Origin of the sequence: Streptomyces argenteolus, from assembly GCF_042902585.1 — a bacterium.
Lineage (GTDB): Bacteria > Actinomycetota > Actinomycetes > Streptomycetales > Streptomycetaceae > Streptomyces > Streptomyces argenteolus.
The window spans coordinates 184,100-204,387 of sequence record NZ_JBIBEG010000001.1; the positions used below are offsets into that span (position 1 = coordinate 184,100).

Sequence of the window (20,288 nt, forward strand, 5' to 3'; positions counted from 1 at the left end):
CCCGCCGGCCGGGGCCGCGGCAGGGGGGGGGGGCCGCCCCCGCGGCAACCCCCCCCGGCTCCCGGGGGGGGGGGGCCGCCCCCCCCCCCCCGGCCCCCCCCCCGGGGGGGGGGGGCGCGGGGGGGCGGGGCCGCCCGCCGCCGGTCCGCGGCGGGCGGCCCCGCCTTTTCCGCTCCCGCCACCTCAGCCGGTGACGGGAGCGGAATGCGTAACTCCGACGACACGCATCCCTCTTGACTTCGCAACAACCGGAATGAAGAGTGCCGGGCACTGTACTTGTACATGCCATCGGACCGGAGGCGCCCGTGTGCGACCTGCACGACCCCAGCGACCACGACCACGCGGTACGGACGGGTGACGGCCTCAGCCGCCGCCGGATCATGCAGATGCTCGGGGCAGCCGGAATAGCCACGACCGCCATGGCGGCGACGGCGGATCCGGCCATGGCAGCGGCCTCCGACGAGGCGGCCGGCCTCGCCGCGGCCGACGCCGCCGCCTACACCGCGCCGGGAGGGCTCGCCCAGGACTCGGACGCCAAGCGCACCGCGCTCGGCTGGCTCGACCGGAACGCCTCCCGGATCACCGGGCTGAACGACGAGATCTGGGAGCACGCGGAACTGAGCCTGCGGGAGTGGAACTCCTCCCTGGCCGAGGCCGAGTTCCTGCGCAAGGCCGGTTTCGACGTCCGCTTCGGGACGGCCGGTTTCCCGACGGCCTTCACCGCCACATACACCCGCGGCAAGGGCGGCCCGGTCATCGGTTTCAGCGGTGAGTACGACGCCCTGCCCGGACTGTCCCAGAACAAGGGCGCCGGTGAGCACGACCCGAAGGAGTACGTCCACGACCCGTTCGCCCCGGGTTACGGCCCCGGCCACGGCTGCGGGCACTGCGCGCTGGGGGCGGCGGCGGCAGCGGCAGCCGCGGCGGTCGCGGAGGCGTCCCGGCGCCACAAGCTCGACGTGACGGTGAAGTTCTTCGGCTCGACCGCCGAGGAACAGCTGATCGGCAAGACGTACGCCGTGAGCCAGGGCGTCTACGACGGGCTCGACGCCTTCCTCGACTGGCACCCCTCCACCGGCAACGCCACCGGCTGGGGCACGTCCAACGCGATGACGGCCGTCACCTTCACCTTCCTCGGTGTCGCGGGCCACGGCGGGACCCCGCTCGGCAACAAGAGCGCGCTGGACGCCGCCGTGATGATGGCGACCATGTCGGAGTTCCTCCGCGAGGAGAGCATGGCCCCGTCGGCCCGGCTGCACTGGGTGATCAACAACGGCGGCGACATCCCCAACGTCACGCCGGAGATCGCGGAGATCTCCTACTACGTGCGCGAGGGGAGCGTCGCCCGCGTCACCTCGCTCCTGGACAAGGTCATCGCCGTCTCGGAGGCGGCGGCGACCGCGAGCCGCACCTCGGTACGGCACCGGATCACCTCGGCGTGCTGGAACCAGCTCCCCTCGAAGGCGTTCGCCGAGCTGATGTACGACAACATGCGGCAGATCGGCCCGCCTGCGCACTCGGCGGACGCGCAGCGCCTCGCCAGGGAGCTCCAGAGTTCGCTGGGCCTGCCGGAGAGCGGCCTGCACGACAAGGTCAGCCCCCTGACGCCGCCCAACCCGGTCTTCCTCGGCGGCGGTTCCACCGACGTGGCCGACATCAGCTGGCAGGTGCCGACCGTCTCCATGGGCGCCGCGCTCGCCCCCGTCGGGTCCAAGATGCACACCTGGTCGACCGCCTCGTGCGCGGGCTCGGCGCCGGGCCATGCGGCGATCAGGGCCGCGGCCTCCTACCTGGCCGCCACCGCGGTGGACCTGCTGGTGAAGCCGGAGCTGCTGGCCGGCATCAAGGAGGAGTTCCGCAAGCGGACCGAGGGCCTGACCTGGAAGACCGCGCTGCCGGAGGGGTACGAGCCCCCGATGTACGAGCCGCCCGCGTGGTTCCTCAAGAAGACGGGCCAGAGCTGGCCGCCGGAGAACATCACCTGGCCGCCCCGCCGGATCATCAGCAAGGAGAAGTTCTCCTCCCTCGGCCCGGCGCTGGAGCCGCAGGTCTGAGCGCGGCCCCGGAACCTCCCCCGGCGCGCGCCGCGCGTCGGCGGGAGGCGCCGGACAACCCGCTCGCGGTCCGCCCGGCGGCCATCGCATCATCTCAGCCATGGGTACGGACATCCACGGGTTCATCGAGTGCCGCCACGGGTACTCCGCCGACGGCGGCTCCACGCCCTTCTGGCAGCCCGCGATCGAGCTGGACCAGCTCTACGGCCACCGCGACTACGACGCGTTCGGCAGCCTGTTCGGCGTCCGGGGCCGCCAGGCGGGGCTTGAGCCCCTGGCCCCGGGCGGGGGCTGCCCGAGGACGTCTCGGAGACGGTCGCCCGTGCGCACCTCGGCCACGGCACGACCTGGATCAGCTGGGCGGAACTGGCGGCTGCCGACCGGGACGGGGCGGCGCCCGGGCCGGACGCGTACCTCCATCGCTACCGACGGCGCTCCCCCGGCGACGCGTGGGTCTTCGAGGAGCGGGCCTTCCCCGTGGACCGTCTCGCGGAGCTCTCCGGGCTGACACCGCCCAGGGACGGGTGGCCGGCGGGGACGGAGTGGCGGGACGGCGACGTCCTGCTGAGGGTCGAGCCCCTGACCCGGCGCCAGACCGTGCACGCCGGCACCTGGGCGCCCGTCCTGAGCGCCATGCGGGTGCTGGCCGAGCGTCACGGCGGAACCGGTGTGCGCCTGGTCGTCCGGTTCGACCGAAACGGCCCTCGCCCCGTGGGAACGGGACGAGGGCTTTCGTGCGTGCGGGGGGTCAGCAGCCGCCGCAGTTGTAGTACGTGACGTCCCAGTGGTTGCCCTCGTCGGCGTAGACGTTGCCCGAGCCCGACTTGTACTGCGGGGCGCCGTCGCCGCGCAGGCCGATGTAACTGAACACGCCCTTCACGTAGTTGGTCAGGCAGGTGGTCTTGCTGAAGTCCAGCTTGTAGCCGTTCCAGTGCGAGTACGTGCCGCCGGCGTGGCCGGTCTCCGTGCCCCCGGTGATGTTGAGCGCGCAGCCCGTGGCGCTCTTCAGCGTCTGGGCGCCCTGCGCGCTGGTCAGGTTGAGCTGTTCGAACGAGGTGCAGGTGGAGACGTACCGGTCGGAGCAGCCGCCCGAGGACGACCAGGTGATCCCGGACGAGGTGAAGCGGGAGGTCGCCTGGGAGTGGGTCAGCTTGGTCACGGCGTGCGCCTCGGTGGCGCCGCCGCCGAGCACGCCGACGCCGGGCGCGAAGAGGGCGCCGAGCACGAGAGCGAGGGCGGTGACGGCCGAGCGGAGTCTGGGACGGGTCAGCATGGGGGGAATCCTCCTGCTCATGACAATTGGGGGCAGGGAGATAGTGCCGTAGCTCTACGCGCGTCCGCCAGAGGGTCGCGCGAGACGGATGGGTGTCCGCCGCGACTTCCGGACCGGCCTGGACCCTTGATGTTGAACTTTGAACAAAAGAGATCTACAGTGAATCTCGTTGAAGGTTAAACCAAACGTTCGGCGGTCTGATCCACAGAGCGCGCCGGAACACGTCCCCGAGGAGGAGCCATGGCTCTGTTCAACCGCAAGAACACCGCCCCGTCCACCACCGCGACCCTCGCTGTGGACCCGGCGCTGGCGGCCCTGACCGGCACCTACACGATCGACCCCGCCCACAGCAGCATCGGTTTCACCGTGCGCCACGCCATGGTCACCAACGTGCGCGGCTCCTTCGGTGAGCACGAGGGCACCCTCGTGCTGGACGGCGCGAACCCCGGCGCCTCCACCGCCTCAATCGACGTCAAGATCGCCAGCGTCGACACCGGCATCGCCGACCGCGACGGCCACCTGGTCAGCGGCGACTTCTTCGACGCCGAGAAGTTCCCCACCATGACGTTCCGCTCCACGCAGGCCGAACAGCTCGGCGGTGACGCGTACCGCGTCACCGGTGACCTCACGATCAAGGACGTCACCCGCACGCTCTCCATCGACCTGGAGTTCAACGGCTCCGCCACCGACGTCTACGGCAACGAGCGCGTGGGCTTCGAGGGCAGCGCCGACATCCTGCGCTCCGACTGGGGCCTGACCTGGAACGCCGCCCTGGAGACCGGCGGTGTGATGGTCAGCGACAAGGTCAAGCTGAACTTCGACATCTCCGCGATCAAGGCCGCCCCCCAGGCCTGACCTCCACGGACCGAGCGCGCCCGCCGGCTCTCCCCTCCCGGGGTGGGCGGCGGGCGCTCGCCATTTCCCAGGAGGGCGGCCGGGCGCTCAGCGGCTACCTGCCCGGGGGCGCGGAGTGAGGAGGGCGGAACGGATGCCCATGCCGTCCGGGGACGGGCCGGACGGGTGTCGGTGGTGCCGTCCGAAGGGGGCGTGTCGGTGGTGCCGTCCGAAGGGGGCATGTCGGTGGTGCCGTCCGAAGAGGGCCTCACCCCCACGCCGGTGCGCGGTCCGAAGGCGGGCCGCACCTCATACCGGTGCGGTCCGCCGCCGGAACCGGCCGGATCAGCCCTTGCGGCGGATCTTGAGCGCGTTGTCGATGCGGGTCGTGGGACGGCCCTCGGGGTCGTTCTGGACCCGCTCGTGCTCGCCGCTGAGCAGCACCTCCCACTCCCCCTCCGGGAGTTCGAGGGACGCCAGCACCTCGTCCGGGGTCGGGAACACCATCTCGGGGTGGGGGTTCTCCTCCCAGGCCGGGAAGCCCGCGTGCCCGACGATCAGAAGCACGCCGCCGGGGGCGACGGCCCGGGCGGCCCTCCGCAGGATCTCCTCGCGGGGCAGGTCGCCCATCGAGTGCAGGAACTGGGCGGAGACCAGGTCGTACTCCCCCTCGGGGAACTCCGCCCCGAGATCGATCCGCAGCCAGTCGATCCGGTCCGCCACCCCGGCCTCGGCCGCGTGTCCGGCCGCCCGGTCGAGGGCGACCCGTGAGATGTCGGTGGCCGTGACCTTCCAGCCCCAGCGGGCGAGCCACACGGCGTCGGCGCCCTCGCCGCACCCGAGGTCGAGCGCCCGCCCGGGCTTCAGCCCTTCCACTTCACGGACCAGGACCACGTTGGGGTTCCCGCTCCAGATGCGGTCGCTCTCTCGGTAGCGCTCGTCCCACATCTCGGCGTCGGTCCGGTTGCTGTCGGTGGTCATCGTGCCTCCTGAAGTCCATGACGGCGGTCCCCGAGCACCCGCTCGGTCACCTGGCGCTCGGCCTCGGCCGAGAAGGGCGCGCGGCGGCCCTCGACCGCGCGGCGGGTGTCCTCGTCGACGAGGTCCATGTTGATCATCGAGGCCGACTTCAGCCCTGCGGCGGCTGCTCCGACGACCTGCTCCATGAGGTTGGCGACGTTACCGGCCACCCACACGCCGGGCACGTCGGTCGCCCCGGCGGGGTCGGCCGCGATGTACGTACCGACCACGTGGCCGCCCACCTCCAGCTCGGTGGGCCGCAGACCGAGGCCCTCCAGCACGGCGGAGCGGGCCGTGAAGCGCGGCTGGACGACGAGCGCCTCGCGCGGGATCACCCTGCCTCCGGCCAGCCGCACCCCGGTGAACCGGTCATCGGCCACCTCCAGTCCGGCCACCTCTCCGTCCACCACGCCGATACCCCGGGCGGCGAGCCGCTCGTAGTCCTCGTCCCCGAAGTCCGCCTGCCCGTGCCGGAACAGCACCACGTCGTCCGTCCACTGCCGCCAGAGCAGAGCCTGGTGCACGGCCATGGGGCTGACGGCCAGGATGCCCACCGCCTGGTCCCGCACCTCCCAGCCGTGGCAGTACGGGCAGTGCAGCACCTCACGGCCCCAGCGCTCGGCCAGGCCCTCCACCGCCGGCAGCTCGTCGACGAGTCCGGTGGTCACGAGGAGCCGGCGCGCCTCGACGACGCTCCCGTCCTCCCGCACGACCCGGAAGCCGTCGGACAGCTTCTCCGCCTCGACGACCTCGCCCTGGACGATCTCGGCGCCGTACGCCTCGGCCTCGGCGCGGCCGACGGACAGCAGTTCCGAGGGCGGGGTGCCCTCGCGGCCCAGGTAGTTGTGCACGTGGGACGCGGGCGCGTTGCGCGGTCTGCCTCCGTCGATCACGAGCACGGAACGCCGGGCACGGGACAGGGCCAGAGCCCCGCTCAGCCCGGCGGCCCCGCCGCCGATCACCACGACGTCGTAACGCTGATTGATCTCGCTCATCCGGAACACCTCCATTTACGGGAGATGGTGCGCCCGCGAGCCCGAACCGACAAACTTGCTTGCCGAAGCGGCAAACTCGCACCACACGGTCTTCCCCGGCTGCCGCTCCCCCACCCCCCACGCGTCGGCGAGCGCCCCGACGAGCACGAGCCCCCGCCCCCACTCGGCCTCGGGCGCGGGCCCCCCGACCTCCCGGACCTCCCCGGAGCCGCTGTCGTGCACCTCGATCCGAAGGACGGGCCCCCAGGTGACGTGGACGCGAAATCCCCTGCCAGGCGGTACGCCGTGGATCAGCGCGTTGGTGGCGAGCTCGCTCACGCAGAGCAGCACGTCGTCGACGTCGACCTCGCACGCCCAGTCGAGCAGCGCCTGTCGTACGAACTTCCGCGCGAGGGGGACGGACCTGCGCTCACGGCGGTAGAACGCCTCACGGAAGGAGGTGAGTTGTGTTGTCTCGTTCACGGGACGACTGTCACAGACCGTGACTACTGTGGGGCACCGCGTCAGGTCGTACACCGCGTTTGTACGAGCGCTGACGGGTCGGGCGGGGCTCGGGTACGGGGAAAGGCACGTCATGCACTCGGTGAAGAGGAACAAGCGGGTCACGTCCTGGCATGTCATCGGCGCGCAGCTCGCCGCGTTCCGGCGCGCGGCCGGACTGACGCAGACGTCCCTGGCCGACCGGTTCTGCGTGGGCGAGGACACGATCGCCTCGATCGAGCAGGGCCGCAGGCCGCTCCAGGCGGACTTCGCGACGCAGCTGGACGAACTGCTGGACACGAAGGGGGTGCTGGGGGTCGCGGTGGCGAAGGTGCCGCAGAAGGAGCGGTTCCCGGCGTTCGTGCAGGACTTCGTGGAGTACGAGCAGGAGGCGGTGACGCTGCTGTCGTATCAGAATCAGGTGGTGCCGGGGCAGCTTCAGACGGAGGCGTACGCCAGAGCGGTGTTCGCGAGCCTCTACCCGCCCCTGGAGGACGGCGAACTGGAGGAGCGCGTCGCGGCCCGGCTCGACCGGCAGCGGGTCTTCGAGCGCAAGCCCCGGCTGATGGCCAACTTCCTGATCGAGGAGAGCATCCTGACGCGGCCCCTCGGGGGCAGGACGGTGTTGCGCGAGCAGATCCTTCATCTGCGGCGCTGCGCCGAACTACCTTTCCTGGGACTCCAGATCATGCCGACGAACCGCAAGACGCACGCCGCGCTCGACGGGCCGATGGTGCTGCTGGAGACCCCCGACCACGATCAGCTGGCCTACATCGAGGGGCAGCGCGTCAGCGTCCTGATCGACGACCTCGACGAGGTCAGTGTGCTGCACCAGAAATATGGGATGCTGCGTTCGCAGGCGATTTCCCCCGAGGAAAGCATGCGCCTACTGGACGACCTGCTTGGAGAGTCATGACGCCCTCAGCACACGACACAGGCCGCACCTGGTTCAAGTCGAGCTACAGCGGCAGTGAAGGCGGCGACTGTCTCGAAATCGCTTACGACTGGCACAAGTCCAGCTACAGCGGCAGTGAGGGCGGCAACTGCGTCGAGGTCGCCTCCCACCCCGCCGCCGTACACATCCGCGACTCCAAGGTCACCGACGGCCCCGTCCTCACCGTGCCCCCGGCCGCCTGGGCCGCGTTCGTCGCCGGAACCAGTCAGCGATGAACCCACACAGCCCGCCCCTCGTCTGGTTCAAGTCGAGCTACAGCGGCAGTGAAGGCGGCGCCTGTCTCGAAATCGCCTACGACTGGCACAAGTCCAGCTACAGCAGCGACCAGGGCGGCAACTGCGTCGAGGTCGCCTCCCACCCCGCCGCCGTGCACATCCGCGACTCCAAGGTCACCGACGGCCCCGTCCTCACCGTGCCCCCGGCCGCCTGGGCCGCGTTCGTCGCCTCCGCTGCCTGAAGGTGCGCCCGTGACCGACGCCCTCGCCCGGATCGCCGAACGGGTCCGCCCGCCCGCCGTGGTGGTCGACGGCCACGGTGACTGGGCAGAGGCCGAGAGGGTGCTGGGCATCCGGCTACCGGATGACTACAAGCGGCTGGTCACGACCTACGGGCGCGGCGACTTCTGGGGCGCACTGTGCCTCTGCACACCTTTCGGTGAGGCCAATCCCGTCCCGCTCACGGCGGATCTGCTCGACGACTACGGCCCCCTGCGCGAGGACGCACCCGAGAATTACCCCTATCCCCTCTTCCCCGAGCCCGGCGGGCTGCTCGCCTGGGCGGTGACCGAGAGCGCGGCGCACGTCTGCTGGCTGACCGAAGGGCCTCCCGAGTCCTGGCCCGTGGTGATCTGGTCGCGGGACGACGACTACGAGCGGTTCGACTGCGGGGCGGGCGCGTTCCTCGATGGCCTGACGAGCCGCCGCATCACCTCCCACCTCCTGCACCACGCACCGGAGCTCATCCCCTGGTTCGACCCCGCTGTCGAGAGGGACCACGTGTACGTGAAGCTGGGAGACGGGGCGCACCCGTACTCCGAGCGGCTGGGAATCCTGCGCGAGGCGCTCGGCCCCACGTCGGACCGTGGCGGATACGAGCACCTCGGGCTGCGGCAGGACCACTTCGCCGTGGACGGCGCAGGCTGGCTCCTGACGTACGAGTCCGCCTACGGCCACCAGCTCCGGATCGCCTTCCCGCCCGCCGACAGCGAGGCGGCCCGGCGGGCCGTGCTGGCGGCGGTGGAGCTCATCGGGTGCCCCGTGCTGTCGGCCGACACCGTGCACGGCACGTCTTCATGGGCATCAGCCACTTGACCAGGCCATGACTGATGCGGCCCTCCGCCGGCCGCCCATTTCCCGGTACCGGCCTTCCCGTTCCGCTTTTCGCCGAAGCCCGTCAGATGTCTGTACGCACATCGGCGTACCGGTGTACGGTCTCGGCCGGATGGGCGTTGGGAGCGCTCCCATCATGTTGTTTCCACCCCACACGAGGAGGAATCACCTTGAAACGCCTATTCGCCTTACTCGCCGCCCTCGCGACCGTCCTGGGTCTCACGGCCGCCTTCAGTTCCCCGGCGGTTGCCGCCACCGGCTGCAAGGTCGACTACACGGTCACCAGTCAGTGGACGGGCGGCTTCCAGGCCGGTGTGAAGATCACCAATCTGGGTGCCCCCGTCAACGGATGGACGCTCGCCTTCACCATGCCGGAGTCCGGGCAGAAGGTCACCCAGGGCTGGAACGCCACCTGGTCGCAGTCGGGTTCGGCGGTCACCGTCGTCGGTGTCGACTGGAACCGCTCGCTGGCCACCGGCGGCTCGGCGGACGTCGGGTTCACGGGCACGTTCACCGGCGCCAACCCGAAGCCCACGGCGTTCACGCTGAACGGCGTCGCCTGTACGGGATCGACCGGGGAGGAGCCCCCTCCCGGCCCCGACCCCGTCGACGGCACTCCCGTGGAGGTCAATGGCCAGCTCCACGTCTGCGGCGTGAACCTGTGCAACCAGTACAACCGCCCCGTCCAGCTGCGTGGCATGAGCACGCACGGCATCCAGTGGTTCGACGCCTGCTACAACACCGCCTCCCTGGACGCGCTGGCGAACGACTGGAAGTCGGATCTGCTGCGCATCTCCATGTACGTGCAGGAGGACGGCTACGAGACCGATCCGGCGGGCTTCACCAACCGCGTGAACAGGCTCGTCGACATGGCCGAGGCACGCGGCATGTACGCGCTCATCGACTTCCACACCCTGACGCCCGGCGACCCGAACTACAACCTGGAGCGATCCAAGACCTTCTTCGCCTCCGTCGCCGCGCGTAACGCGGGCAAGAAGAACGTGATCTACGAGATCACCAACGAGCCCAACGGCGTGAGCTGGTCCGGCATCAAGAACTACGCCGAACAGGTCATCCCGGTGGTCCGGGCCGCCGACCCGGACGCCGTCGTCATCGTCGGCACCCGTGGCTGGTCCTCGCTGGGGGTCTCGGACGGCTCCAACGAGAGCGAGGTCGTCAACAACCCGGTGAACGCGTCCAACATCATGTACGCGTTCCACTTCTACGCCGCGAGCCACAAGGACACCTACCGCGCCACTCTGAGCCGGGCGGCTTCCCGGCTGCCGCTGTTCGTGACGGAGTTCGGCACGGTGAGCGCCACCGGCGGCGGGGCGCTGGACCGGTCGAGCACCACGGCCTGGCTGGACCTGCTCGACCAGCTGAAGATCAGCTACGCGAACTGGACCTATTCCGACGCCGACGAGAGCAGCGCGGCGTTCCGGCCGGGTACCTGCGCGGGCAGCGACTACAGCAGCAGTGGTGTGCTGACCGAGTCCGGTGCACTGCTCAAGAGCCGGATCAGCACCGCTGACAGCTTCCCCACGAGCTGACGTGAGGCGGGGCTCCGGCCTGTCCGGGGCCCCGCCTTCCACGACGGGACCGCTCCCGTCCCCCTTCCGCGCTCCCTCACTCCCCCACCTCGGAGGCACACGTGCGCGTCCCTCTCCCCCGATCACCGCGCCGGCCGTGGACGGCGGTCCTCACCGCCCTCGTGCTGCTGGCGTCCGGCTTCACCGCGATGACCGGCCTCACGGCGACGTCCGCCGCCGGCGCGGCGGCGGGCTGCCGGGTCGACCACACGGTGAACAAGTGGAGCGGCGGCTATGTCGCCCAGTTCAAGGTCACCAATCTCGGCCCGGCGATCGACGGCTGGCGCCTGACCTGGACGTACACCGGGGACCAGCAGGTGACCTCGGCATGGAACGCGACCGTCACGCAGACCGGCGGCGCCGTGGTCGCCGAGCACACGAGCGCGAACCGCGCCCTCGCCACCGGCGGCACCGTCGACTTCGGGTTGCAGGGGACCTGGCGGTCGGCCGACCCCGCTCCGGTCGACTTCGCCCTGAACGGCGTCTCCTGCGGCGGTGACGGCACCACGCCGCCGACCACACCGCCTCCGACCACACCACCCCCCACGACACCGCCGTCCGGCGCGGACTGCGGCGACGCGGTGATCTGCTCGGACTTCGAGGACCAGGCAGGCCCCGCCCCTTCGGGCGCCTGGAAATTCACCGTGCCCGACTGCCAGGGAACCGGTACGGCCGCCGTGGACACCGCGGTCGCGCACAGCGGCAGCAGATCGCTGCGGATCGACGGCGGGGCCGGTTACTGCAACCACGCATTCGTCGCCTCCACGGCCGACCTGTCCTCGGTCGGCCCGGTGATGCACGTACGCATGTGGGTGCGGCACACCACCGCGCTCCCCTCGGCCCACGTCACCTTCGTCTCTCTGCCCGACACCTCACAGAGCGGCCGGAGCCTGCGCGTCGGGGGCCAGAACGGCGCCCTGCAGTGGAACCGGGAGATCGACGACGCCACCCTGCCGGCCCAGAGCCCGGCCGGAGTGGCGCTGAGCAGGCCGCTGCCGACGGACACCTGGCAGTGCCTGCGGTTCGCGATCGACACGACGGCCCCCGGCCTCGACACCTGGCTCGACGGTGAGCAGATTCCCGGCCTGCACGCCGACGGCGTTCCCACGCAGGACATCGACCAGCAGTGGCTGGCCCGGACCACCCCGCCCCGGCCCACCGCGCTGCGACTGGGCTGGGAGAGCTACGGAACGGGCGACGACACCCTGTGGTTCGACGACGTGACCGTCGGCTCGACGCCCGCCGGCTGCTGAACGGCCCGCCGACACCATCGGGCGCCCGTCGGCCGCGCTCCGCGGTGTCGTCGGGGCGCGGAGGCGGACGAAGCCGGCCGGCCCGGCTTCGTCCGCCTCCCGCACGTCCCGGGGTGCACGGGGTTCGTCCGGGTCCGTCCGTCACGAATGGCATAGTGATCCCCAAAGCGGCGCTCAATCGGGGGAGTTCGGGCTTGTGAGGATCGCTCGCTGGATGGTGCCGGTCATCGCCGTGGCCGTGGTCACGCCGGTATCGCTGGGAATCGGGACCGCCCTGCTCGGGACCTTCGACGACAGCGAGGCGGCCGGCACGGACGTCCCCGCACCGATGAGCACCGAGTTGAAGGCGGGCGACGTGGGTGTCCCCGTCGTGTACGCGAAGCTCTTACGTGACGCAGCGGCCGACTGTGACGAGAAACCGCTCACCGCGCCCGTGCTGGCGGCGCAGTTGAAGCGGGAGAGCAACTTCAACCCGAGGGCCAGGTCGGTCACGGCCGACGGGCCGGCCGGCGACGAGGGCTCGCTGACGGACCCGCGGAGCGCGGAACAACGGGCGCAGGACGGGAAGCCGGCCGGAGAGGACCTCTCCGACGGCGCACAGGCCACCGCGCCCGGTTCCGGTGGGGCCTCTGGGGGCGAGGGCCCGCCCGACGTCGCGCAGGCCGAACGCCCCGTCACCAGGGGCATCGCGCAGTTCTCCGACGCCGACTGGGCCGCCGAGGGGATCGACGGCAACAACGACGGCGTCAAGGACATCCTGGACCCGGCGGACGCCATACCGGCGCAGGGCAAGAAGATGTGCGGGCTCCTGCGGACCGCGAAGGAGCACCCCGGCTACCGGGGCACTCCCCTGGAACTGGCCCTGGCCGGCTACCGCGTCGGCTGGAAGAAGGTCGAGGAGTACGGCGGCGTGCCGCGGGCGAGCGGAGCGGACGGGGAGACGTACGAGTACGTCAGGGCCGTCATGGCAGCCTCCCCGAAGATGGTCGTCCCCGTCGGGGGTGCGATGTCCGGCGGCTGGACCCTGCCCGTCGAGGGTCCGGCCGGTACCCCGTACCACCAGCGGGGCTCCGCCTGGTCCACCGGTCTGCACACCGGCGTCGACTTCGTGGTCCCCACCGGGACGCAGGTCAAGGCCATCGGCCCCGGCGAGGTCGTCACGGCCGGACCCGGCGGGGACTACGGCGATCAGGTCGTCATCCGGCACGAGGACGGTACGTACAGCCAGTACGCCCACCTGGCCGAGGTGAAGGCGGTCGTGGGCCAGAGCGTCCAGGGCGGCACGCTCATCGGCTGGTCCGGCGAGACCGGGAACGCCACCGGGCCGCATCTGCACTTCGAGGTCCGCACGGGGGCCGCCTTCGGCTCCGACGTCTCCCCCGTCCCCTACCTGCGGGCGAAGGGCCTGGTCCTCTGAGGGTGTGCCGCTTCGCGGGGCTGTCCTGAGGGCGCGTACCGCTTCGCGCGGCACGCACGGACGCCCCCTCGACGTCGCGCTCCGGGGAGCCGGTCGAGGGGCGCGAGTGTGCGGACGCGCTCTAGGTGCCGCTGGTCGTGGCGCGGGTGAAGAACTCGATCTCGGCGATCGAGACCTGCTTGTCGGGGCCCACGTTGAACGCCGAGCGGATGATGAACCGTACGTTGACGACGTTCTGCGCCCGGAACTTCCGCTGCTGGGGGCCGCTCACCTGGTCGAGTTTGATGTGGCGGGTGGTCTTCCTGCCGTCGGCCGTGGTGACGACCGCGTCCACGCGGTGCGGGAGCGCGGCCTCGGAGAGGTCGGCGGGCTTGGTGGAGATGCCGGACGTGATGAGGACGTCCAGCAGCCGCGTGGGCTCCAGGAAGCTCGCCTCCACCCATTCGCCCTCGGCGGACTGAGAGACGCCGGGGCCCCACCAACTGTTGTTGACCTTGTCGAAGAGCGCCTTCGGCGGGTGGCCCTTGAAGGAGCGGGACGCCTCGGCGGCGTCGGGGCTGATCTGGGCCCGCTTGGCGAAGTGGTCACGTGCCGCGTTCCATGCGTTGCCCACGTTGAAGGCCGCGTAGATCACCAGCCCGAGCGCGAGGCCGTAGGCGACCCAGGTGAAGATGCGGCCGATGCCCCGGCGCAGCCTCGGGCGTTCGCCGGCCCACGGGGTCGGGCGGTCGCCGGCGTTCAGCATCCGGCGCCACCAGGGGCGCCGGGCCTCAGGGGCACCGGGGCGCTCCGCGAGGGACATGCCGCAGCGGCGGCAGAAGTGCCGGTCGGGACGGTTGCCGACCGCGCACCAGGGGCACGGCGGGCCGGCCTCGTCGGCCGGTTCACCGCCGGGGGCCTGGACGTGGGGGCGGGCGGCGGCAGGCACGCCGGGCAGGACGGGGGCGACCTCCGGTACCGGTGCCGGGGCACTCCGGTCGGCGACCGGCACGAGCAGCGCCCTGGCCCGCGCGCTCGCGTCCGGGGCCGGGGTCGCGGCCGCAGGAGCGGCCTGTGGGGAGGGCTGCGTGGCGGAGACCGCCGGGATCGAGGTGAGGGTGTCGTCCTCCTCGTCCTCCTCGGGCGTCACGGGCGGCGCGTCGGCGCGTACGGGTTCGCGCACCGGGTCCGTGTTCCCGGCGCCGGGCTCCGCGTCGGCCGACGTGTCCGGCCCGGGGCGGGAGCCCGCGGCGCCCGGTGTGTCCGCGCCGGGCTGCCGGCCCGCCGCGCCGGACTCTCTTTCCCTGCTGCTCGGCGTCCAGCTCAGCACCGCGCCGCAGCCGTCGCAGAAGGACTGTCCCGGAGTACTCGGCGTGCCGCACTCGGCACAGTGACGTGGCTGGTCCCCCGTGTCTCCGGTGGCCGCGGAGGAAGGCGGCGTGGAGGGGGAGGCCTGGTGACTGGTCACCTGTCGGAAGTCCTTTCGGCGGCGGTCACACGGACCGTGTAAGGCATATGGGCGGGGCGGGCTGCCGCGACGAGGCGCTCCAGCCGGTGTTCGGCGGCGGGGCCGGGCTCGGGCAGCCGTACGGTGACGTGCAGGTGCGGGCGGGTGTCACCGGGGACCGGGCCCAGGGGCCTGGCGTCCCAGGCGGCGGCGCCGCTCTCGGTGATCTCCGGCTCCACGCCGAAGGCCAGCCGTACCGCTTCGGACAGTCCGCGCCGGGTGCCGCGGATGCGGTGGAGCCGTACGGCGGCGGTGACGGCGGCGCGCAGTGCGGCCGTCGCCTCCATGTCCTCGGGGTTCGCGGTGGGCGAAGCGGTGGGCGGGGCGTTCGTGGCGGGGGCGTCGGCGCGACCGGCCGTGTCCGGTGCTTCGGTCTCCGCGCCGACCCAACTTCCCAGCCAGCGGGTGAAGTCGGCGGGCGCGAGCGACGGGGTGAAGTAGGCGTCCAGGCAGTCGAGCACGTTGTGGAGCGGCGCGAGGACCTCGTCGATCCCCGCGACGAAACGCTGGGCGAGGTCGTCGTCGGCAAACACCGCCGGCAGCATCACACCCAGCGGCGCCGAGGAGCCGAGTCCGTCCACGGAGCCGCGCGTGCTCCCGCTCGTGGTCACGAGGCGCCCCCGATCACCCGGACGCGGTGGTCGAACGAGAAGACGAGCGCGGGGGCTTCGAGATCGATCCGTTCCGTGGGGTCGCCGCGCTTGCCGCTGAGCGGGTCGGCCGGGTGCAGCAGCACCTCGTCCACCAGCTCGACGCCGGGCACCCGTTGCAGCACCGCGAACACCTCTCCCGCCTGCACCGGCCGTCCGAAGGGCCAGCCGGTGCCGTGGGCGCCCCCGGTCAGCGGGTCGAGATGGCGGTACAGGGCGTCGTGCGCCTGCCGCCTGACCCGGTCGGTGTCGGTGCCGCGGAAGGCGTGCACCGTCGCGACAACCGTCACCCCCTGGTAGAACGGGGGCCCGACCGCCAGCCGGGTGCCGATCAGGCGCCGCTCGTCCAGGTAGCGGGTGATGCGCCCCAGCAGGGCGTCCCCGGGGACGAGTTGCTCGAAGCGCAGCCGTCCGCCCGGGTCCGACACGGCCTGGGGGACGACCAGCACCCGCACGGCGTGCGCGCCGTGCTCGTCCGGCTCGGCGGCGAGGCAGGTGATGCGCGCGGTCTCGGGCGCCGCGCGGCGCGCGAGCTCCTCGTAGTCCCGCAAGGTCACGGCGCGGTCCTGCGCGCTCAGCGCGATGGGCGCCCTGCGCTTGGCCTCCTCGACCGTCTCACCGTCGACCCCGCCGCGCGCGGCCTCCCGGTTGACGACGTCGGAGACGTACGGGACGGAGTCCCGCAGGACCTGGATGGCGCCCCTGGCGACGTTGCCGGCCTTTCCGCCGCCCGTACGGTAGCGGCGGGCCCGGATCGGCGCGCCCTTGGGCGGTACCGCCCCGTACTGGCGCAGGGTGCCGTCCTGTTCGCGGACGGACGGGCCGAAGGCGATCTCGCCGGTGGTCGCGTCCAGGGTGATGTGCCGGTCGGTGGGGCCCGAGGCGGCGAAGTGGCCGACCGTCTCCCAGTCGACCCAGCCGTCGCGCTCGGCGACCTGGAGGAGCAGCGGCTGGGCGTCGCCGACGACGGGGCTGTTGGCCAGCTTCAGCCGGTGTCCCGGCAGTCCTGTGGACTCCCCCAGCGCCTCGTCCCGCACGGTCTCGGCGTGCACGACGCCGGTGGTGCCGCCGATGCTGAACGCCTCGGCGGAGCGGATGGTGGGCGAGGTGGTGTAGAAGGGCTGGCCCTCTTCCGGCTCGGTGACCCGGCAGCGCAGCCAGCCCGCCTCACGCCGCCCGGTACGCGACAGCGCGTGGCCGCCGGGGACGTGCAGCACGACCTCGCCCGGGCGGTTGAGCCCGCCGGTGGTGTCCCGGTCGACGTCGCAGGCGGCCCAGCCGTCGGCCGTCCACGCCTCCCAGGCGAGCGGGGGCTGCCGGGGGTCGACGCCGACACCGTCCACCTGGCTGTCGAGCTCCAGGACGACCACGCACTCCGGTACGGCCGCGCTGAGCCCGAACAGCATGCGGTCACCGGGGCGCGGTGCCTCGGTGAAGCAGTGCACGTCCTTGGACTCGGCGAGGTCCGAGGTGCGGTCCACCGCCTCCTGATCGGTCGGCTGGACCACGAGGTAGGACAACTCGCACGGGATGACGGTGAGTTCGCGCTCGGTGGCGAAGACCACCGCGTCCTCGGTCTGGGTGCGGACCGTGGCGACCTCGGTGCCCGTCGCGAGCACGACGGGCTGCTGCTGCGGCGCCGACAGCCAGAACGTGACGTCGGCGCGCGCCGCGGAGGGAGGGAAGAGCGTGATCCCGATGAGGTCCAGGAAGGCGAGGTGGTTCTTCTCGGGGACCCGGTTGAGCCGGTACACGATCTGGTCGGCCATGTGGGCGACCGTCTCGACGAGGGTCACGCCCGGGTCGGAGACGTTGTGGTCGGTCCACTCGGGGGCGCGCTGCTGGATGTAGCGCTTGGCGTCGTCGACGAACTGCTGGAAGCGCCGGTCGTCGAGGTTCGGGGAGGGCAGGGCCATCAGCGGTCGCTTCCAAAGTGCTCGTCGGGGGTGCCGGACCCCTCGGGCCCGTCGTGGGAGGGGATCACGTAGAACGGGAAGACAAGGCTGCGCGGGTTGTTCGTGCCCGTGATCGAGTAGCGGACGTCGATGAAGAGGACGCCCTCCTCGGCGCCGGCCGTCACCGCGACGTCGTCCACCTCGATGCGCGGTTCCCAGCGGTCGAGGCAGCTGTGCACCTCGTGCTGGATCCGGCCGGCGGTGGCCTCGTTGACGGGCGCGAAGACCATGTCGTGGATGGCGCAGCCGAATTCGGGGCGCATCGGCCGTTCACCGGGCGCCGTGGAGAGGACGAGCCGGATAGCCTCCTCGACCTCGCGTTCGCCGCTGACCAGGGCGATGCCGCCGGTGGGGCTGATACGCAGCGGGAAGGCCCATCCGGAGCCGACGAACTGTTCCGCCATCAGATGCCTCCCACCGTGAGCACCGGCTTCATCTTGGACAGGACCAGGGGAGCGTTCAGGCCGACCTCCACGCCCGAGTTGATCTTCAGGGCGAGTCCTGCGGTCAGCGACATGGCGGCACCGGCCGACACGCTCAGCGCGCTCGCGTTCACGGACGTGACACCTGCCTGCACCGACAGGGCACTGGCGTTGATGTTCATGGGTCCGCCGCTGCGGATCGTCATGGAACCCACGGCGTTGAGCGAGAGGTTGCCGCCCGCGTTGACGGCCACGGCGCCGGTCCCCCGGATGGAGACCTTGCCCTTGCTGTCCACGACGATCTCGGTCTTCGTCCGGTCCAGGTTGATGGTGAGCCGGTTGTCGCCGGTGGAGAGCCGCACCCCGCGTTTGAGGCCGACGCTCTGGTCGAGCAGGTCGAGGCGGTTGTTGCTGCGGTCGGAGAGGGTGCGCCGGGTGACCTTGCCACGCGTCGGGTCGTAGACCGGCACGTCGACGGGGTCCGGCTTGTCGACGCCGTTGTAGAGGCCGCCTATGACGAAGGGGTGGTCCAGGGCGCCGCGGTCGAACGCCACCAGCACCTCGTCGTCGACGTCCGGGGAGATCATGCTGCCGCCCTTGGCCCCGCCGAGCTGGACGGTCCGGGTCCAGTCGCTGACGTACATGTCGTCCAGCCACGGGAACCTCAGCTTGACCCTGCCCTGCTTCAACGGGTCCTTGATGTCGGTGACCAGGGCGTTGGCGACGCTCGGCAGTCCGGACGGGCCTGCCCCACCGCCTCCGGAGGTGAGCCCGAACAGCGAGCGCCACTGCCGCCCGCTGACGTTCAGGAACGTCTCGTAGTGCTCCTGGTCGCCGAAGGTGTGGCGGGCAGCCGTGACCGTGTACTTGCCCTGGAACGGCTTGCCGACGTCCTTCAGGGTGACGGCGACACCCGGACGCAGTTCGGTGTTGCCCCGCGTCGTGATCTCCACCTCGGCGAAGGAGGACGTCACGTCGTCCGCCACGGCGTCGGCGGCGTGCTTGACCTCGTCCAGCTTGTCGTAGGGCGTGTCGGTGACGACGAGTTCGGCCTTGCCGAACGTCCGGGACACCTCGGACGGCGTCGTGCCGATGGCGAAGCCCGTGTTGGCGAGAGCGGGCGCCTTGGAGACCAGGGGCTGCTTGGTGGTGACGTTCCAGCCGCGGGCCTCGACCGCGGTCACCTGGTCGGCCGAGGTGACCGCCGCGCGGCAGCGCAGGATCTCCTCGCCGCCCTTCAGGACGAACGGGCTCTTGGCGTTCGGCATGCTCTCCGAGGGAGCCGTCGCCGCCTGCTGTCGCTTGACGAACTGGAACCGGCCCTTCGAGTTGATGGACATCACCATCTCGTTCTCGTCCGCGAGCCGCTGGACGAAGTCCCAGTCGGTGACGTTGGCCTGGCTGATGAACTCGTACTGCCCCTTGGTCCGTTGGGTCTTCCCCAGGGGTATGCCGCTCTTGCGTGCCAGCTCCACGGCGATCTCGGTCGCGGTCTTGTTCCTGTACGCCGCGACCCTGCGCTGCCGGAGCATGCGGTGGCCCTTGTCGTAGCCCCGGATGACGGTGAACGTCCCGGTGCGGTCGTAGTCGGTCTCCAGCGCCGTGACCTCTCCGGTGATCAAGGGCGCGCCCTTGCCGTCGGACAGGGGCGCGATGACCACGGGCGCACCGATCTCGACGTTCAGCTTGGCGAGGACGTCCTTCTTGTCGTCGCGGAAGGTGAGGTGGAACGCTCCGGGCACTCCCGCGCCGAAGTCCACCCGTCCCGCGACCAGTTTCGTGTTCTCCGGGGACTTGAGCTTCGTGCCGGCGATCTGCACCGTGAGGATGTTGGAGAAGCCGATGTCGGGCATCAGGCACCGACCTCTTCGGCGGCGGGGAGCATCAGTTCACTGCCGGGGGTCAGCAGCTTCGGGTCGTCGATGTCGTTGGCCTCGGCGATCGTGCGCCACACCGTGGCGTCGCCGTACTCACGCCATGCCAGGAGCGGGAGCGAGTCGCCTGCCACGACCCTGTGCACCCGGCGGGTGGTGAGCGCGCCGGAGGTGGGGTTCTGACCGGGCGTGCTGCCGGGGATCTCGTGCAGGTTCACCTGGCAGACGGCCCTGATGGGCATGCCGTTGGTGTTGAAGAGGGTGTACTGGGCCTCGACCGAACTGACGTAGGCGTTGAACCGGGCGGTGGAGAAAGCACCCCACTCGAACACCACCCACGGAGTGGACGGCTGGTTCGCCGCGATACTGGCGGTGGTCGTCTCGCAGCAGGAGAAGAGGGCTTCGACCTTCTTGCGCACATCGTTGCTGTCCGGGTCGTCGGAGCGGTCGAGGAAGATCTCCACCGTCATCTCCCGGGGCTCGGGCCCCATGAACTCGGGCACCGCGCCGTCCCGCACCGCCGCGGTGGGCGTGGTCTTCCACTGGGCCCTGCGGGTCAGCGACAGCTGCGACGGGTTGAAGTCGAAGGTGAACGTCTTCATGAGCGCACCGGGCTTGGTGCTGCTGCCGATCGGCGGCTGATGGATGGCCAGCGTCGCCCGCACGAGGCTGTCGCCGACACCGAAGCTGGAGAGATTCATGA

19 protein-coding genes are annotated in these 20,288 nt (G+C 71.3%); 9 read left to right on the forward strand and 10 right to left on the reverse strand.

The features are described 5' to 3' along the window. The first annotated feature begins 305 nt into the window (after positions 1–305). A complete protein-coding gene (locus tag ACFY8O_RS00840; RefSeq protein WP_387897539.1) occupies positions 306–2,054 on the forward strand; it encodes an amidohydrolase in 1,749 nt (582 codons plus the stop codon). 748 nt (positions 2,055–2,802) lie between these two features. Here ACFY8O_RS00840 and ACFY8O_RS00845 read toward each other — a convergent pair. Continuing rightward, entirely contained in the window at positions 2,803–3,327 is a 525-nt protein-coding gene (locus tag ACFY8O_RS00845) for a hypothetical protein (protein WP_145802829.1), read from the reverse strand. 240 nt (positions 3,328–3,567) lie between these two features. Between ACFY8O_RS00845 and ACFY8O_RS00850 the strand changes: the two genes are divergently transcribed. Next, the gene (locus ACFY8O_RS00850) at positions 3,568–4,182 is read left to right on the forward strand and encodes a YceI family protein (protein WP_387897542.1); all 615 of its coding nucleotides are present in this window, start codon (positions 3,568–3,570) and stop codon (positions 4,180–4,182) included. A 324-nt stretch (positions 4,183–4,506) separates the two neighbouring features. On the opposite strand, the gene ACFY8O_RS00855 is transcribed toward ACFY8O_RS00850, so the two are convergent. The 3 genes from ACFY8O_RS00855 to ACFY8O_RS00865 are packed head-to-tail and all read right to left on the reverse strand — an operon-like array spanning position 4,507 to position 6,638. Next, positions 4,507–5,142 carry an SAM-dependent methyltransferase gene (locus tag ACFY8O_RS00855; protein WP_387897544.1) on the reverse strand — a complete coding sequence of 212 codons (636 nt, stop codon included), beginning with the start codon at positions 5,140–5,142 and terminating at the stop codon, positions 4,507–4,509. Continuing rightward, on the reverse strand, positions 5,139–6,176 hold the full coding sequence (locus ACFY8O_RS00860) for an NAD(P)/FAD-dependent oxidoreductase (protein ID WP_387897547.1): 1,038 nt from the start codon (positions 6,174–6,176) through the stop codon (positions 5,139–5,141). The genes ACFY8O_RS00855 and ACFY8O_RS00860 overlap by 4 nt, the downstream gene beginning before the upstream one ends. 15 nt (positions 6,177–6,191) lie before the next feature. Then, positions 6,192–6,638: an ATP-binding protein gene (locus tag ACFY8O_RS00865; RefSeq protein WP_387897550.1), complete on the reverse strand. Its 447-nt coding sequence runs from the start codon at positions 6,636–6,638 to the stop codon at positions 6,192–6,194. 112 nt (positions 6,639–6,750) lie between these two features. On the opposite strand from ACFY8O_RS00865, the gene ACFY8O_RS00870 reads away from it, so the two are divergent. The 7 genes from ACFY8O_RS00870 (at position 6,751) to ACFY8O_RS00900 (ending at position 13,198) form a co-directional block, all read left to right on the forward strand. Beyond that, a complete protein-coding gene (locus ACFY8O_RS00870) occupies positions 6,751–7,572 on the forward strand; it encodes a helix-turn-helix domain-containing protein (protein ID WP_387897552.1) in 822 nt (273 codons plus the stop codon). After that, positions 7,569–7,826: a DUF397 domain-containing protein gene (locus ACFY8O_RS00875; protein WP_387897555.1), complete on the forward strand. Its 258-nt coding sequence runs from the start codon at positions 7,569–7,571 to the stop codon at positions 7,824–7,826. The genes ACFY8O_RS00870 and ACFY8O_RS00875 overlap by 4 nt, the downstream gene beginning before the upstream one ends. Further along, entirely contained in the window at positions 7,823–8,068 is a 246-nt protein-coding gene (locus ACFY8O_RS00880; RefSeq protein WP_387897557.1) for a DUF397 domain-containing protein, read from the forward strand. The genes ACFY8O_RS00875 and ACFY8O_RS00880 overlap by 4 nt, the downstream gene beginning before the upstream one ends. Positions 8,069–8,078: 10 nt before the next feature. Beyond that, positions 8,079–8,921 (forward strand): SMI1/KNR4 family protein, encoded by an 843-nt coding sequence (locus ACFY8O_RS00885; protein ID WP_387897560.1) that lies wholly within the window; start codon positions 8,079–8,081, stop codon positions 8,919–8,921. A 188-nt stretch (positions 8,922–9,109) separates the two neighbouring features. Then, positions 9,110–10,489 carry a cellulase family glycosylhydrolase gene (locus tag ACFY8O_RS00890; RefSeq protein WP_387897563.1) on the forward strand — a complete coding sequence of 460 codons (1,380 nt, stop codon included), beginning with the start codon at positions 9,110–9,112 and terminating at the stop codon, positions 10,487–10,489. Between the two features lie 188 nt (positions 10,490–10,677). Next, on the forward strand, positions 10,678–11,781 hold the full coding sequence (locus ACFY8O_RS00895; RefSeq protein ID WP_387899499.1) for a cellulose binding domain-containing protein: 1,104 nt from the start codon (positions 10,678–10,680) through the stop codon (positions 11,779–11,781). 214 nt (positions 11,782–11,995) lie between these two features. Then, on the forward strand, positions 11,996–13,198 hold the full coding sequence (locus ACFY8O_RS00900; protein ID WP_449341820.1) for a M23 family metallopeptidase: 1,203 nt from the start codon (positions 11,996–11,998) through the stop codon (positions 13,196–13,198). A gap of 121 nt (positions 13,199–13,319) precedes the next feature. On the opposite strand, the gene ACFY8O_RS00905 is transcribed toward ACFY8O_RS00900, so the two are convergent. The 6 genes from ACFY8O_RS00905 to ACFY8O_RS00930 all read right to left on the reverse strand — a co-directional run bounded on the left by ACFY8O_RS00905 (position 13,320) and on the right by ACFY8O_RS00930 (position 20,286). Then, complete coding sequence (locus ACFY8O_RS00905) at positions 13,320–14,645, reverse strand: NADase-type glycan-binding domain-containing protein (RefSeq protein WP_387897568.1); 1,326 nt, start codon at positions 14,643–14,645, stop codon at positions 13,320–13,322. Continuing rightward, entirely contained in the window at positions 14,642–15,229 is a 588-nt protein-coding gene (locus tag ACFY8O_RS00910; RefSeq protein ID WP_387899502.1) for a phage tail protein, read from the reverse strand. The genes ACFY8O_RS00905 and ACFY8O_RS00910 overlap by 4 nt, the downstream gene beginning before the upstream one ends. A 62-nt stretch (positions 15,230–15,291) precedes the next feature. Then, positions 15,292–17,250 (reverse strand): putative baseplate assembly protein, encoded by a 1,959-nt coding sequence (locus ACFY8O_RS00915; RefSeq protein ID WP_387897571.1) that lies wholly within the window; start codon positions 17,248–17,250, stop codon positions 15,292–15,294. After that, a complete protein-coding gene (locus ACFY8O_RS00920) occupies positions 17,250–17,693 on the reverse strand; it encodes a GPW/gp25 family protein (protein ID WP_361574078.1) in 444 nt (147 codons plus the stop codon). Before ACFY8O_RS00920 ends, ACFY8O_RS00915 begins: the two co-directional genes overlap by 1 nt. Further along, on the reverse strand, positions 17,693–19,564 hold the full coding sequence (locus tag ACFY8O_RS00925; RefSeq protein WP_387897573.1) for a VgrG-related protein: 1,872 nt from the start codon (positions 19,562–19,564) through the stop codon (positions 17,693–17,695). The genes ACFY8O_RS00920 and ACFY8O_RS00925 overlap by 1 nt, the downstream gene beginning before the upstream one ends. Next, the gene (locus ACFY8O_RS00930) at positions 19,564–20,286 is read right to left on the reverse strand and encodes a CIS tube protein (RefSeq protein ID WP_387897574.1); all 723 of its coding nucleotides are present in this window, start codon (positions 20,284–20,286) and stop codon (positions 19,564–19,566) included. The genes ACFY8O_RS00925 and ACFY8O_RS00930 overlap by 1 nt, the downstream gene beginning before the upstream one ends. Positions 20,287–20,288 lie beyond the last annotated feature (2 nt).